Genomic DNA, 15,388 nt, shown 5'->3' on the forward strand with positions numbered 1-15,388 from the left:
ACAAGTGACAACTTTCTCATTCCATGCTTCCACTTTCCTGAAGCAAAAATGGTTGCCACTGTTTTGAACTACATGTTTGCTAACTACTTGATACTATGAAAAAACTGCTGCTGATATCGTTGTGCTTATTTTTAATAGGTTCAATTGTAACATCCTGTGACGATGATGATGACAATTCAAACTCAGGTCCAAACCCTCAACCATCTACAGGACTGGGAATTGATGATACCAAAGACTCTCTAACCAGTAATGAGGAAAAAGACATTTTGGTGACAACGGTTGATACCGTTGGGGAAACGACTACAATTGAGTTTGAGAATGGGAACAGCATTGAATCAGATGAAACAGCTGTTGACAGTACGGTGGTTGATGAGGATAACTGGCAAATCACTTTTTATTTCAGTGACGGTACCCAACAAACAGTTGGTTATTTGGGAAGTGAAGAAGCAATTGAGGTATCAGGGATTACCTTGAACCCTTCTGGATATGCCCCACTAACAGCAACAGCCAAAGTATCAACTCCTGTGAAGGGAAATATTTCCATAAGGGTTGTAGGGCAAAATGGTCAGGACTCAGATATTTTACATGATTTTGTAGGGGATAGCACCACTTGGGATTTAGATATTCTAGGACTGTATCCTGCCTATGATAACACAGTGGAAATTGTATTCAGTAGTGGCGAGGGAGACGAACGGGCTGTTATTCCTTTTACGGTCACTACAGGAGAACTTCCTGAAGGCATGCCTGAGATTGATGTAACCACAATGGAATTGGATGAAATGGCGGAAGGTCTGACACTTGTTAGTTACAGAGCAGTACGAGACCCTAACATCCCATTTATGATGGATGCTTTTGGAGATATCCGATGGTATTTTGATTTCACTGGTCAGGATAGCTTAGGCGTCCTTAACTATGGTAATGGTGTTGAGGTATTACAAAATGGGAACCTGTACTTTGGAGATGTGGCAAGCAACGCTATTTATGAAGTAGATAGGATGGGATTTATCGTGGATAGTTGGAAGTTGTCAGGATACGGATTTCATCATCAGGTATTGGAAAAGCCGAATGGCGACTTTTTGGTTTTGGTAAACAAAGATGGTAGTGTTCATGATAATGGAAAGCCAACAATCGAGGATGTTGTGATTGAGATTGACAGGGAAAGTAAAGAGATTATCAATGAATGGGACCTGAAAGAATCATTGGATGAATACAGGACAGCTTTGGTAAATGAGTTGGATGAAGAAGAGGTTGATTGGTTTCATGCCAATGCGATTGTCTATGATGAATCAGACAATACCATAATTGTATCAGGAAGGGTACAAGGACTTGTGAAACTGACTGAAGACAATGAAGTAGTATGGATTTTAGCTCCACATAGAGGATGGGGGCAAAATAAAAATGGAGTTGACATGACCCAATACCTGCTTACTCCACTAGATGCAGATGGAAATGAAATTATGGATGCTGAAGTGTTGGATGGTGCTGCCCAACAAGATGACTTTGATTGGAACTGGTATCAGCATGCACCGCTGATTACTCCTCAGGGTACAATCATGATTTTTGACAACGGTGACAACAGGAACTTTATGGGAAGAGAGAACCCCTATAGTAGGGCTGTTGAATTTATGATAGATGAAGAAAATATGACTGTTCAACAGCTTTGGGAGTATGGCAAGGAGCGGGGTGAAGCAACTTTTTCAAGATTGGTTTCTGACGTTGATTTTCTTTCCGAATCGGATAACGTGTTGTTTGTACCCGGTTGGGGAGCAGTGAATGCAGCAGGTGAAGGAGGAAAGGTTGTAGAAGTAGATTATACCACAAAAGAGGTGGTCTATGAAGTAGAGATAACAAGCTCAGAATCTGCTTTTGCGATGCATAGGGCTGAAAGATTAAGCCTTTATCCAAGTGAAGAATGATGAGATAGTGAGGGGTTCTGTTTATTCTTGAAATGTTCATGTTGTTGAAATATATAATCTATATAAATGTTAATATTACAATAATTTATTGAGTGAATTAATGTTCACTTTTTTGTGAATAAGTGTAAATGTGTGATTTGTTCGATGTTATAATGCCATTTATATTAGGGTACGTTGTGTGTGTTTCTACTAAAATTTCGTACCCATATGCTTAAAAAATTATTATTTCTCATGTGCTATTTGGGCATGGCTATATCTGGACATGCCCAAGACAAATTTGGAAAAAGTGACTATCAGATAGGTGAATTCAAAAAAGGTGATAAGGTAGGTGTCTGGAAGTATTATGACAGCGCTGAAAGCGATACTGCCGACCTGATCTTTGATTACGATAAAGGAGAGGTGGTTTATATGCATTCCGATTTGACCGAATACCTGATAAAGGTGGACTCGTCGTGGGTGCTGAAAAAAGTCTCTCGCCAGCCTCGTTATAAAGGAAGTATGGAAGAGTTGGTCAATACGATAACAAGGAGTTTGAGGTACCCTGATAAGGCAAGGAGAGGAAATAAGGAAGGTAGAGTCTTTCTTGAAGTAGAGTTAAATGCTGAAGGTGTAATTTCAGGTCTTCAGGTCTTCAATGATCCGAATAACTACTTTACGACATCAGTATTGAAAAGCTTTAAACGAGTTCCAGAGGTTTGGGTAGGGGCAAAATATGAGGGAGAAGCTGTTGCTTCCAAACTGATTATCCCATACGATTTTATAATAGGTGAAAGGGTTGAAAACCCAAGTGGAATCAATCTAGATACTTTTCTGGGAAAGAAGCTGGATGGAGTTGTAATAAATGTGGCTCCGATTACTGAAAATACTACATATTATTAAAAACAGCATTCAATGCGATTATCCAACATGACATTTGATTGACCGAAGGGATGCCATCCTTCGGTCTTTTGATATACAAAGATTTTTATCTATTACTTTTAGGTAAACCAATCAGGTACAGCATTTTGGACTTGCCTTTTATAACGCCTTTTTTCCAATTGTAATCATCAGATTGTATTCCTTGCAGCAATATATCCATATCATCTAGCGTATAGGTTCGGGCGTTTGAAACTGCACCATCCCATGCAAAGCAGATTGGAATAATTGGAATGATATAAGTGAAAAGCAATTGTTTGATGGAAAGTGGTCTTGCCAAGGGGGTAATAAGCAGGCAGGTGATAATATTGAAGGGAATGGCAGCCCACCATAACAATGTTGGATAACTATTATCACTGATTTCAAAAATACAGATAGGCTGTTTTTCCTGAGATGACGCTGTAAGAATCTGCTTGGCATCTTTGGGTTTCATATGGTGAAAGCTGCACACCATGGTTCTAAGTCCCGTCAGTTCCTTATGCTGTTTGGTTGCATCAATAGGCGTTTCCAAATACTGAATATGCTCACTTGAGGCGTTAATATCAATAGCAGCACTGTAATCCGGATACAGGTCTGTAAGCGTCAGTGTAAGATTTTTAAACTCTTCCTTTTTTGTCAGTTGATTGACGACCCCAATCATAGGACCGCCACTTCCAGAGCAATAGTCAACAATTTTATTGGAGTTTGTCTCAATCAGTAACTGGCTGGTCAGTTTGGTCAGCTCCTGTTCAGTTCTAAGCAACTTGTGCATTACGTTCATAAGTCTCGTCATGCAGCTTCTAAGCCATACAGGAAACCAGTTTTGGTCTTCAATTTCAAAAAGGTGAATTCGCTTCATAGTCACAAAGTGTGTGTGTGTTTTAATTGGCTAGCCCTACTTCCTTTCCTCAAAAATAGCAATAGCCAAAGCATTGATAAGGCTTTGGCTATTGCTAATATAAAACCTGACAAATAAAAAACTACTCCTGACTGAACTTGTATTCTTGTCCACCCTGTTTGAGAATCATGGTTTTATCATCAGGATTAAAATCCATCACCACTTTTGCCTGTTCAAACTTGAACGAGTTGTTGGTAATCGGCTCAAGTGGAAAAGGTGGTTGCCCTGTTGCCTGCCCTATTAGTTGATTGTCATGTTGTGTAATGGTAATCTTGATGGGCAGTCCCTCGCTGGCATATACACCCGTATATTGTTTCAGTTCTTCCTCATTTATCTTTATTTCAGTGAAGTCAGGAAACTGGTAATCCTTCTCAAAGTAAATACTCAGTACCCCAATAATAATGTCATTTACAGGATACAAAACCCCATTTGAAGTATAGGCTATAGATACTTTTTCATCAGGGAAATAAAATGCAAAAGACTGGAAGCCATCTACCCCTCCTGTGTGACCAAAGGCTTTTTTCTCATAAAAGGGAGCTTGAAACATGCCCATTCCAAAACTATCCTTGATCTTCATCATACTGGAAAGTGAGGATGTCGAAAACAGTTTTGAATTGTAGAATGCATTGAGAAACCTGTTTAGGTCATTAGGAGTGGAAACCAATGCACCCGCTCCAATTGGGACAGACATATCGGTTTCAGTTGCCTTTACCCAGTTAGCAGCTTTATGGTATGACAAAGCTTCATTTTTTGATGATTCTATTTGATCCCCGTATGCAGTAGCCTTCAATTGGAGTGGCTTACAGATTCTATCCTCAAGAATTTTAGCATACGGTTTCTTATCCAGTTTCTCAGCAATAAACGAAAGCAATACATAATTACTGTTGGAGTATTCTGACTTTTCTCCCGGTTCAAAAACACTTCCATTGGCAATAATTTTCTCCAGTAATTTTTCCTGACTTATGGGCTGTTCCATCCATTGGGTGTAGTCAGCGGCATTGGTAAAGTTGAAGATACCACTTTGGTGTGTAAGCAGATGCCTGATGGTAATTTTATCTGCATGATTGATGGCAGGGAAAAATTGGTCAAGTGTCGTATCAAGCGATATTTTACCTTCTTCGACCAGCTGTATAATCATGGAAGCGGTAAACATTTTGGTTACAGAACCAACCCTGTACTTGGTATCCTTATCTGCAAGAATTTTATTTTCAACATCAGCAAAACCAATGGATTTTTGATAAACTTCTTCTCCATTCATAAATAGAGAGACACTTCCCATTCCCTTTTGCTTTTTATCAATAAGGGAAAATAGGCTATCCATTTTTTGTCTGTCAAAGTTTTGGGCAGATACGTTCATGGCTAATAATAATAGGGTTACAGATATAATCAGTTTCATTTGTTTAGAGATTATATGAATAATAAATATAGATTCAAATGGAAGAGTTATACTGTGCTCTTGAAAGGGTGAGTGAAGAATATATAGCTAAATACACTACCGAATAAAAGATACAGAACAGTTAGAAAGTGGAAAGGGTATTGATCAAGGTGATCTATTGAGAATCTTGCCAATGCCAAGCCTCCTATTACAAAGTGAGCCATATTTCCAATAGCAATTGGTCTTCCATAAATCCCTCCAATCAGGTTGGCTTTAGCCGTCCAGTTAATCATAGCAAAACCAAAATATAAGGCACCAAGTAGTTGGATGAAAATGGGGGAAGATGTTCCAAATATTGAGGCAACTTCCTGAGGAAAAAATGAAAGTGTAATGCCTGTAATACCAAGAGTAATTGCCGAAGCAGTCATCAGTAGCTTTGTATTCATTGAGAATTAGATTGTAAGTTTAAAATTTAAACTATTTGTTGTTGTAGGGTATTCAAGAATAGATAGTTTTCTTAAACGTGACCAGCATATTTAAGTTTCTTAAGAGAAGAATTTAGACAAGGATGTTTAAAAAGTATATCTTCAAATTTTTAAGTAGATAATGGCATTCAGATGGGTTGAATAAACAAAGGAAAAGAGCTGATCTGAAGCTGATTTTTAGTGTAAATCCTTTGCTGATTTTTTTAAAAAGATGTCAATATGCTGATTGGTAATACGAAAGCATTTTCAATGAATATTAAGAATATTTTTCCCTGTTTGATTTTTTTTATTTTGATGTCTGTAGATAGCATTGGTTTTACTCAGTCTTTAGATATTAAAGAGTTGAAACAATATTATAGGCAGCAACCAAAAGAGGCATGTGTTGAATTGTATGAGGATTCTTCAAAAAAGGTCAACCAGATTGTATTGGTGCGGCATGGACAGCCAGATTTGTCCCGCAAAGGCTGGTTTAATCGCAAAGAGGCAGCAGCTTTTGTACATGCCTATGATTCGGTTGGGATTGTGCCATTCAAGGTAAACCCTATTTGTAATGAAGGGCTTCAGCACCCCATGATTTTTTGCAGCAGTATCGAACGGGCAGTCAATACCTCCAAGCTTATTTTTGAGGAAAAATATGACATCGTCACAGATGCTCGCTTCAGGGAGTTTGAAAGAAAAGTAATGCATTTTTGGAATATCAAAATGCCTTTGGGCGTGTGGCTTTCCGTCTCAAGGGGCCTGTGGATTCTTGGGCTAAATGATAAGGGGATAGAAACAAAGCGGAAGGCAAAACTGCGTTCAAAAGGGAATGCTGATTTTTTGATAGCACAAACGGAGGCAAGCCAACAGGTGATCCTTGTGGCACACGGTTTTCATAACAGGTATGTGATGAAATACCTAAAAAAGCAAGGATGGAAAACAGTCAGGAAAGGAGGGAGCCACTATGGAGCTGTCAATATCTTGGCGCAATAGTTTGATTCCGCTCCAATGGAGCTGTTTTTAATTGCTCCGTAGGAGCATCAGCTTTGTAGCTAAATTGAATCCACCATATTTTTTTAACTCCGTTAGGAATGACATCTTTTTTAGTCAACAAAAACTAGGGTATAAAGAAGGTGATTGCTTATAAACTTGATTAAAAACCCGTCTACTCTGAAATAAGGCTTAGTTTTTCACTGAAATGCCAAAGCTCAACAATATTTTCCCTGACAGACTCCGAATACAATTTTCTCAACTCTTTTTCTGCATCAGGAAAATCAAAAAGGAATTGACAGTCTCCCAATGTTTCCACCTGATCTGTTGCAATAAATAAGAGGTACTCACTGTTGCTGCCTCCCGAAACAGTCTGCATCCAGACAAAGGAAATTCCATTGAGCTTTGAAGAAAGGTATGCCTTGTGCTTGTTCAAAAATTCCTTGAACAAATAAGCCTTGCCTTCAATCACTTTCAGGTTATAGACCTGTAGAAATTTTTTGGTAAACCAATCCCGTTTGAAATCGCTGAATGCGGGGAGAACCGTCCTGTAGCTACCTGAATAATTTTCCACATAAGGCACCCAGTGGATTTTATTGTGGCGGTTATTTTCAGCACCGTTGACTTTCCAGTTGTCAAAATCCTTCCATTCATGATTGGGTGTCGCATCAATAAAACGGCCACGTCTTTCCCCATTGATTACATACCAGCCAATCCAGCTCCAGTCATCACCCTGAGACTTATGCCATTCCAAGTCTTTCTCATAGCCATTGTTAAATTGGTCTTCCATGCCAAGACGAATATCATACTCAAAGAATGCAAATGCATTGCCTTGGGAGTAGGCTTCCGGAAGACAAAAAAATAGCATACACAGAAAAAGCAGGAGCCTGTTCATCACTAATTTTATTTTACTGAAAATAGATGGAGATTCAATTGGAACTAATCCCTGAGCTGGTAAATAATATCCACCACTTCAACAGAAGGTGGTTCTAGCGCCTGATAGGCTTGAGCGATGGAAGTAGCCAGTTCAGATTCCTTGAAGGCTTTTAGCGACTCGATAGAATCCCAGATATAAACACCACCGAACTCACCCGGTCCACCCAGTCTGATATAGTATTTCTGGATGATGCCCGGTATAGCTTCAAACTGAGGGGCGCGTTCCATGGCTACTCGCATCACCTCTTCTTCAGAAAGCTTGCTCTTGATTTTGATGATCTGAATGACTGTACCTTTTTTTTGCTTTTCCATTCTTACCTCATTTTGTCCTTAAAACTATGTGCTGGTCTAATGAAATGCGCTTCCGCAAAAGCAGTCGCAGAAAGTCGTCTTTACTAAATCTAACAAAATTTTAAGTGAAAAAGGGGAGGGAGTAGTAAAATGGGTTGATAGAAGAGTAAACCTATAAAGGGTTAATTTTATAGCTGAATCCAACTGTATTCATCCTGATTCTGTAAAAGTATTTTGTTGTCTCAGTAACAAAGATGATTCGAGTACATCAACCCAGGGCGCCTTAGGTTTGCAATGATGTGTGATATCTTATCAGTAATCCAGACCTCAAGAAGCATATCGATATGATTTACTCCCCCTCTTGCTGAAAAAGTTTTACAAAAGCGTTGTAGACGGCATGGTGCAGGGCATCACCGTGGTTTTTGTCTTCAAAAAATTCAAAGTACAATGGTGTGGTGCCAGATACTGCACCTTTCAGTTTTTGGTGCAGTTCGGTAGCTGTTCTTTCCATGATCTCACCCTCTCTGCCAACGGCGATATAGATGGCTTTTTCAGCAGCTTTTCTTTTCGGTGAAAGTTGCAGCAAGGATTCATCGTCCCACCATAAGCTTGGGCTTACAATAATGTAGTGGTCAAACAGGGTCGGTTTTTTGAATAGGATTTCTGTTGCCAGCAATCCGCCAAGCGATTGTCCGATAATGGTTTTGGTGGGTGTAGTCCGGTAGGACAGGTCAATATAGGGCTGCAATTCTTTCTCTATAAAAGTGATAAAGTTTTTTGACTGACCTGAAGAGGGGAAGTCAATCTGGTCTTGTTCAATACTGGTCGGGAAAGTAAAATCACGTTTCCTGTCCACATTTGAAATGCCCACCACAATTGTCTCAGGAATCATATTGATCCAAGAAAAGGAACCGAACTGTACCAACCCTGAGATATGAATAAAATCTTCATCCCTTGATCCGTCAAGCAGGTAAATGACGGGATATTTTTTTAATGAATCCTGACGGTAGGAGTCTGGCAGGTAGATGTTCAAAATCCTATCTTCATGAAGTACCTTGGAATGTACCTTGACGGTTTCCCCAATCGAAAAATCTTGCTTGTCTAGGGTTACCATTTCTTTCTGTGCCGAGGCAATGCCAAACGTGAAGCAAAGAATAGCCAGTAATATGCTTTGGATTTTCATCAGTCAGTAAAATTGGTTTGTCGGTTTTTTCCTTATTAATATCAGAATATCCTGTCAATTGATTCGAATAGATATTTTCTTTTTGTGCCTGATTCTTCAGCTATTTCAAATACTGCGAAGATTTTATTGTGGTCTATCCTGATCTTGTAAATGTATTGGGGTATTTCAAAGTCCACTTTTTTCCAGCTTTTACCTTCCAGTCGGTAGAGAAACTGTTGCTCATGGGTCAGTTCTTTATTTCTTTTTGATGGCTTACCGTTAAAACTCCTATGGCTGCCAAGCAGATAGATTTGACCTGTTCCCTTGTCTGCCAGCAGTTCATAGGAACGGTAACTATTGGCTTCGTCAGGAAATGCGATGCTGTTTTCAAGTGTAATGGTTTCAAAAGTTTTCTGATCCTTGAAAATGGAAAGCGAGTTTTCCATGACGTCATAAATGTAAAGCTGCTTGTTAAGTTCAGCATAGGAAAAGTAATGCACCAGACTCCCTTTCAGTACAGGTACATTTCGACGGACGATGTATTTGTCATTGATGGCGTAACCAATCTTGTTTGACTTACTCTTTTCATTTTCCAGCAATGTCACCTTAAAGTTTTCAGTAGTTTGAAAAAGTTCTTTTCCGATATATGAATCATCCAGCCCAATACAATTATTGAATGCCAGTTTGTCCTGTTCAATTGAAAAGGATGCAATACCTGACTTGTAGTTTAGGTCACAATAATCAGACTTATAAAAGAACATGGATTGGTAAAAGAGGGTATCCTGTTTGTGCCAGAAATGAATGTCGGCAGGCGCTGACCTGAAAAACAATGAGTCAATGCAAAGGTTGTTCTGATCCAGCAGGAAAAACAAGGCGCCATCACTTTTGGTTAGTAAAACCACCTTGTATGGATCAGACAATGCAAAGTCATGGATGTTATAGTTTGAATTGCCATATACCAGATCGAAATTTTTCAGCCTAAAAGGATTTTCACCAATATCCTGACTATAGAGCTGGCAGGGTAAGAGAAACAGCAGCATGAAAGCCAATGTTTTGACCCAATGGTGCTTGATGGGTTGGTTAGTATTGATCATGTTTAAGTCTATTCAGTAGTAATGACACTTTTTGTAGCGTGTGGGTTAATAGGTTTTTGATCGGCAGGCCAATTATTCTATCTCAAAATAAGCCTTGATTTCTTCGGCTGTAATGTCAACCATTGAGATAATTTTAGGCGGCTTATTGGTGTTGAAAATAATCAGGTTCCAGTCAGGCGCACCTTTTTTACTTGTGTCCAGTTTCCAGTTTAAATGCTGTTTCGCACTTATCAGGTTGATTCTGCCTGAAGGAATTGAGATGACTTTTACCTGAAGTGAATCGAGCAGTTGGTTAGCCTGATAGGTATAAAAATTTTGGTCGTCTGCCACTACATAAAAATCTTCTTCCCCATATTCATTTTTCATTTTTTCAATCTGAGCATCAGATGGCGAAATAAAAATGGCGCAGGAATAGTCAACCTTTGTCTGGATGTTTTCTGAATCAGTCAGGTAATTGGACAGGTCAAAATAACTGTCATAATTTTCAGGATCAAATCCGGCTTGCCCTAAAACTTTGGAGGAAACCAACAGCAGTAAAATAAAAAGTCTGGTTTTCATCTTATAAAAAAATAAGGTTTAGAAGTATAAAGGTAATAGATAAGCACGATCAATATTCATCGTATTATGTTCCCTGAGCGAAGTCGAAGGGGCTATTTGATTGGATTTCGACTTCGCTCAGTCACCGACATCAATTCAAACTTGTCCGTTCCTTTATCAGTTTCCTTTCATCTACCCTTGATAGCACCTGAATTGCATCCGCAATCACAGAAGCTGGGTAATTATTTATTTCCAGAATTCTAATGGCATTTCTGGTTCTGACAGGTCCTTTCTTCAGTTTATGATCAAAGAATAATTGGTTGTCTTCTATCAGCTCACCAAAATGGAACAGTTCATATTCTTCATTCAATAATTGCGTCAGCTCAATATCGTGTGTGGCTACCAGCACAATATTATTTCCTTTGTTCAGATAGGAGAGTACTGCTTTGCCTCCTGAAATTCTTTCCGCAGTGTTAGTTCCTTTGAAAAGTTCATCCATGGCAAAGAGGCATGGCACATCGTGTTGTGTTTCTGAAATAAATCCCCTGATGGTATCCACCTCTTCCTGATAGTAACTTTTTCCGTCAAGAAGATCATCCATAATCCTGATGGAGGAAAATATTTTCATGAACGGCGCAGTATAGCTTTCCGCAAAGCACGTATAGATGGTTTGTGCCAGAATCGAATTGATGATGACTGATCGGATAAAGGTCGTCTTGCCAGACATGTTGGAGCCAGTCAGCAACAAACTTTTTTGATTCAGCAACAAATCGTTTTCAACACATCCAGAGATGGAAGGATGATAAATTGACTGGATATTGATCTCTTTTGATTTGACAAATGTAGGCTTGCAATACTTTTCTGAACCTGTTCGGAGTGAGGCGACTGAAATGGCAGCATCAACTTCTCCTATAAACCGGAAAGTGTCATGAACGATGGAGCCTTCATTTTCCAGTGCCTTGATAAAGTTGAATGTCTGGATGATCTCCACATTGAGGAGAACCTTGATAAGCTCAATGAATGAATATATCACACCCGTGATGTCATGAGATACCGTCTCTTCAAAAGTGATGAATTGAATTTTTTGCTTCAGTGCTTTTGCCCTTTTCAGGAAGTCAAGATTTGAGAAGTGCTGGCTCACCACCTCAACTTTTGACAGCTCTTCCGCTATTCTTATACTTTTAAGGAATTCAATCGTGGCTAGCTTGTAGTAATCAATATTTTTCTTGTTCCAGTAGTGAAAGAAAAAGTTGATGACTAAAACGGGCAACAAGCAAATGATCAGTGCAGGAAACTTGAAGGAAAGTATAAATACAGACACCGACACCATCAGTGAAACAAAGACAAGCGGATACCATTTGGGTTTTGGAACATGGCGGTCACTGATCAGCTCCTCAATATGGTAAGCAGCCAGATTGCTCCCTCTATTAAGGGAAAAGGCGATGCGTTCTCTGGCGGCAGGGTCTTCCTGCAACTGGGTCACTAATGTGTCAAATTTCTTCAGGGATTTTTCATCCTCAATAATTCTAAGCTTGGCATAAAGGTACTGCTGCCCAATCTTTGAATAGGTCCGGTCAACAAATTCAAAGATGGCATGCCAATCAATATCCTGTATCGTCCTGTTATTGAGTACCTGAAAAGAGGCTACATTTTTTGAGACTTTGTCGAAGTAGCGTTCAATCAGCTCAAAGTTAAAATACGCCTCCTCTTTAGGCTGACCAAACTGCTTATTGAGTTGGTTTTTAATTTTTTCCCTGTCTTTTTTTCTTTTATAAATGTATAAGAGCGCAATAAGTAGTGCCGTGACAGAAATTGGAATTATGTAGGACATCTTAAGTCTGGTCTGTTTTAGTTTAGGGTTTATATGAACTTGACCGCAGGATATATTGCCTGCGAAAGGATTTAAAAAAAAACACCAAGTAATCTTGTTGGTGATTAGCACTGTTTTGCTATAACGAAATATTTTTTTGAAGGTTTTTTATTGGCAAAAAAGAAGGCTTTACTGAGCATTGTCTCAGTAAAGCCTTGTATCAATCAAGCCAAGAAAAATCTGACTTACATTTCTTTTTTGATTTTCATCGCCTTGTCAGGGAAGTTGGAGATTAAGCCATCTATTCCCAAGCCAATCAGTTCTTTCATCTGTTCTTCCTCATCGACTGTCCATCTCCATACTTCCAATCCTGCCTGATGTGCCTCTGCCAAAAATTCCTTTGTAATGTTGGTTTTTGAACCTACACCAATTGCATTGGCATGGATCACATTGGCATAATCAAAAGTGGTAGCGTCAGCAGCACTGATCAGGTAAAGTATCGGAATATTTTTGTCAAGAGATCTGATCTTCGCCAGTACAGGGTAGTAAAAAGAGAAGATGATCACCTCATCGTTTACACCAAGCTCATTGATTGTCCTGATTACTTCTTCTTCTGCGCCATATACCTTAATCTCGATACACACTTTTATTTTTCCTTTTGCCAGTGCAAGCGCTTCCCTCAAGGTGATGATTTTTTCATCCTTGAATTGGTCACCGAACTTCGATGGGTTTCCAATATTCACTGCCGAAAGCTCCTTGTAGGTCATCTCAGCGATTTTTCCTTTTGCATTTTCAGATGCAGTTCTGTCTACAGCGGCATCGTGGATAACAACAAGTGAGTCGTCTTTTGTTTTGTGTATATCCAGCTCGAAATATTCAGCACCGATTTCAATGGCTTTCTCAAATGCAGAAAGTGAATTTTCAGGCGCAATTCCTGAAAAGCCTCGGTGGGCGATTATTTTTGTTTGGGCATTGACCATATAGGAAGTTAAAGCAAGTAATATTAGAATAGCTGTTTTTTTCATCAGGATAGTTATTAAAGTTTCTAGTATGATATGTTTTGTAATGGGTAAACGAACCATCCAACTTTATGATATCCTAAATATTGTGTTTTAACGATTTATTCATTAGCCGTTATCACAATTAACACATACGGTGACTGAGCGCAGCTGAAGTTCCAATAAAATAATTCCTTCAGTTTCTCACAGGGAACATTGAGCGAAGTGTTAATATGATGAATGTTAATCGTGGTGAAACTCATTTATAAAAGTAATAGCGTTTTAGGTGTTGTCTTACGATGGGTTGATTAAGGTTGAATTAATAACAGACATATACCGCCCTTTCAGGGCTTCAATTAGCGGTATTCTCTTGCGATGGAATAATCGCGCGTGCAACAGCCATCGCTGGTATATTATGTCCCTTCGGGTAGGGTGTCCAAAGGCATAAAAAAAACTCTTGCCATTTTTGTGTTGAACTGAAAATAAAATTTTCGCACAAAATACGGAAAGAGTTTATGTCGGTAAACATACAGCAAAAACAGCTACAGGACAAGTTTAATCACCGTTACACGGTTAAGAAGTTACGCGGAAGGGTCTGTGCACTGGAAAAAAGCAGAGGGAGTTGGAAGGGGAAATATCAGAATAGCCAACAGTTGCTCAAGGCATTGGAAAGAGAGAACAAGCAGTTGCGGCAACAGCTGTCATCTGTAGGTCCTCCAGCTGAGCACTCGCTCCCCATAGCTGGACATAAGTACAATGTCTTGATGGTGAGTATCTGTATACACCTCTATGTAGTGGGCGGCTGCAGCTTTCGGGGTGTGGTTTCTTGTCTGCAATATTTGAATAGTGCACTGGGCTGGCACTTGACCAGCCTTCCAAGCAAGAGCGCAGTCGAGACTTGGGTCAAGAAGCTGGGGTATTTTTCTTTCAATCAAGGAGAAGGCCGTTTTACCGACAAGGAGTATGCCCTGATTGTGGATGAATGCATGACCATTGGTGATGAACGGATGCTGATGGTACTGGGCGTGGAGGCAGAAAATACCACAGCAGAGGTACTTACGACCGCTGATGCGGATGTACTTCACATAGAAGTACAGAAATCCTGGAAGGCTGACCAGATCAAGCGTGTGCTGAAGGAGGTGGCCCAGACACAAGGCAAGGCACCTAAGTACGTCATCAGCGACTCGAACAACAATTTGGTCGCAGGTATCAAGGCTGCGGAACTTTGCCGAGTCAAGGATGTTGGTCACCAGCTGGCGCTACTGGCAGAAAGGTGCTACAAGAAAGATGATCGATATATCGCCTTCATGAAGTCGTTGGGAGCCTGCACCCACAAAAACATTATGAAGCCTGTGGCTTACCTATTGCCGCCAAGGCAGCGTGACCACTCCCGCTTCCTAAATCTGACGCCCACTATCGATTGGGTGTTGGCGATACAAAAAAAATATTCCACCCTAACCCGGGAAGAACAGGAATGCTTTGCCTTCCTGCAGGAACATAACGAGATTGTCAAGGAGTTGGAAACACTTGTTGTTATCACCTGCAAGATCAACAAACACCTTAAGAACAGTGGATTATCCACCGAAAGCATTGATGTGTGCCTCTCGTACTGTGAGACAGTAACACCTTATGAGAAACTGAATAAATTCATAGAAACTGTGAAAACATACCTGAAGGAAGAGGTCTCGAAACTGGAAGAGCAGGCCTGCTGGCATTGCTCTTCTGATGTTATTGAGTCTTTATTCGGCATCTTCAAGTACAGGAAGTCTCCCAATAAGCTGTATGGTGTCACCTCCTATGTGCTCTACCTGGCACTGGTAACAAGAAAACTTGCTGGCAAGGTGGTATTGGATATCGATATCAAGAGCGCTCAGGAACAGGTTTTCCTGTCCAAAATCAAGGAGTGGGAGGTTAATTACCTAAAAGAAAATCAAGTACTTAGACGTATGAAAGCACTCTCAAATTGACCGGAAGAAAATCTAATGTTTTGGACACCCTACCCTTCGGGACAGGTGTATATTGC

Annotated in this window: 14 protein-coding genes; 4 read left to right on the top strand and 10 right to left on the bottom strand. The window is 39.8% G+C overall.

Annotation, left to right across the window (positions count from 1 at the left end; all coding sequences use genetic code 11):
- Positions 1–95: 95 nt before the first annotated feature.
- Together V6R21_RS13625 and V6R21_RS13630 are read left to right on the top strand one after the other, a co-directional pair.
- Positions 96–1,916 carry an aryl-sulfate sulfotransferase gene (locus V6R21_RS13625; protein ID WP_334244172.1) on the top strand — a complete coding sequence of 607 codons (1,821 nt, stop codon included), beginning with the start codon at positions 96–98 and terminating at the stop codon, positions 1,914–1,916.
- A 207-nt stretch (positions 1,917–2,123) separates the two neighbouring features.
- On the top strand, positions 2,124–2,795 hold the full coding sequence (locus tag V6R21_RS13630) for an energy transducer TonB (protein WP_334244173.1): 672 nt from the start codon (positions 2,124–2,126) through the stop codon (positions 2,793–2,795).
- A gap of 85 nt (positions 2,796–2,880) precedes the next feature.
- On the opposite strand, the gene V6R21_RS13635 is transcribed toward V6R21_RS13630, so the two are convergent.
- The 3 genes from V6R21_RS13635 to V6R21_RS13645 all read right to left on the bottom strand — a co-directional run bounded on the left by V6R21_RS13635 (position 2,881) and on the right by V6R21_RS13645 (position 5,529).
- Complete coding sequence (locus V6R21_RS13635; RefSeq protein ID WP_334244174.1) at positions 2,881–3,669, bottom strand: hypothetical protein; 789 nt, start codon at positions 3,667–3,669, stop codon at positions 2,881–2,883.
- A gap of 121 nt (positions 3,670–3,790) precedes the next feature.
- Positions 3,791–5,104 (bottom strand): serine hydrolase domain-containing protein, encoded by a 1,314-nt coding sequence (locus V6R21_RS13640; protein ID WP_334244175.1) that lies wholly within the window; start codon positions 5,102–5,104, stop codon positions 3,791–3,793.
- Positions 5,105–5,151: 47 nt separating this feature from the next.
- Positions 5,152–5,529 (bottom strand): hypothetical protein, encoded by a 378-nt coding sequence (locus V6R21_RS13645; RefSeq protein WP_334244176.1) that lies wholly within the window; start codon positions 5,527–5,529, stop codon positions 5,152–5,154.
- Between the two features lie 333 nt (positions 5,530–5,862).
- On the opposite strand from V6R21_RS13645, the gene V6R21_RS13650 reads away from it, so the two are divergent.
- Complete coding sequence (locus V6R21_RS13650; RefSeq protein WP_334244177.1) at positions 5,863–6,540, top strand: histidine phosphatase family protein; 678 nt, start codon at positions 5,863–5,865, stop codon at positions 6,538–6,540.
- A gap of 172 nt (positions 6,541–6,712) precedes the next feature.
- Here V6R21_RS13650 and V6R21_RS13655 read toward each other — a convergent pair whose 3' ends face one another.
- The 7 genes from V6R21_RS13655 to V6R21_RS13685 form a co-directional block, all read right to left on the bottom strand.
- Entirely contained in the window at positions 6,713–7,405 is a 693-nt protein-coding gene (locus tag V6R21_RS13655) for a hypothetical protein (protein WP_334244178.1), read from the bottom strand.
- A 71-nt stretch (positions 7,406–7,476) separates the two neighbouring features.
- Entirely contained in the window at positions 7,477–7,785 is a 309-nt protein-coding gene (locus tag V6R21_RS13660) for a hypothetical protein (protein WP_334244179.1), read from the bottom strand.
- 328 nt (positions 7,786–8,113) lie between these two features.
- Entirely contained in the window at positions 8,114–8,947 is an 834-nt protein-coding gene (locus V6R21_RS13665; RefSeq protein ID WP_334244180.1) for an alpha/beta hydrolase, read from the bottom strand.
- Positions 8,948–8,988: 41 nt separating this feature from the next.
- The gene (locus V6R21_RS13670; RefSeq protein WP_334244181.1) at positions 8,989–10,020 is read right to left on the bottom strand and encodes a hypothetical protein; all 1,032 of its coding nucleotides are present in this window, start codon (positions 10,018–10,020) and stop codon (positions 8,989–8,991) included.
- 72 nt (positions 10,021–10,092) lie between these two features.
- The gene (locus tag V6R21_RS13675; RefSeq protein WP_334244182.1) at positions 10,093–10,578 is read right to left on the bottom strand and encodes a hypothetical protein; all 486 of its coding nucleotides are present in this window, start codon (positions 10,576–10,578) and stop codon (positions 10,093–10,095) included.
- A gap of 130 nt (positions 10,579–10,708) precedes the next feature.
- Positions 10,709–12,388 (bottom strand): MutS-related protein, encoded by a 1,680-nt coding sequence (locus V6R21_RS13680; RefSeq protein ID WP_334244183.1) that lies wholly within the window; start codon positions 12,386–12,388, stop codon positions 10,709–10,711.
- A 224-nt stretch (positions 12,389–12,612) separates the two neighbouring features.
- On the bottom strand, positions 12,613–13,392 hold the full coding sequence (locus V6R21_RS13685; protein WP_334244184.1) for a glycerophosphodiester phosphodiesterase: 780 nt from the start codon (positions 13,390–13,392) through the stop codon (positions 12,613–12,615).
- Between the two features lie 488 nt (positions 13,393–13,880).
- Here V6R21_RS13685 and V6R21_RS13690 point away from each other — a divergent pair, with 488 nt between their 5' ends.
- Positions 13,881–15,332 (top strand): hypothetical protein, encoded by a 1,452-nt coding sequence (locus tag V6R21_RS13690; protein ID WP_334239876.1) that lies wholly within the window; start codon positions 13,881–13,883, stop codon positions 15,330–15,332.
- The last annotated feature ends 56 nt before the right edge of the window (positions 15,333–15,388 follow it).

This window comes from Limibacter armeniacum (assembly GCF_036880985.1).
In the GTDB taxonomy this organism is placed as follows: Bacteria; Bacteroidota; Bacteroidia; order Cytophagales; family Flammeovirgaceae; genus Limibacter; species Limibacter armeniacum.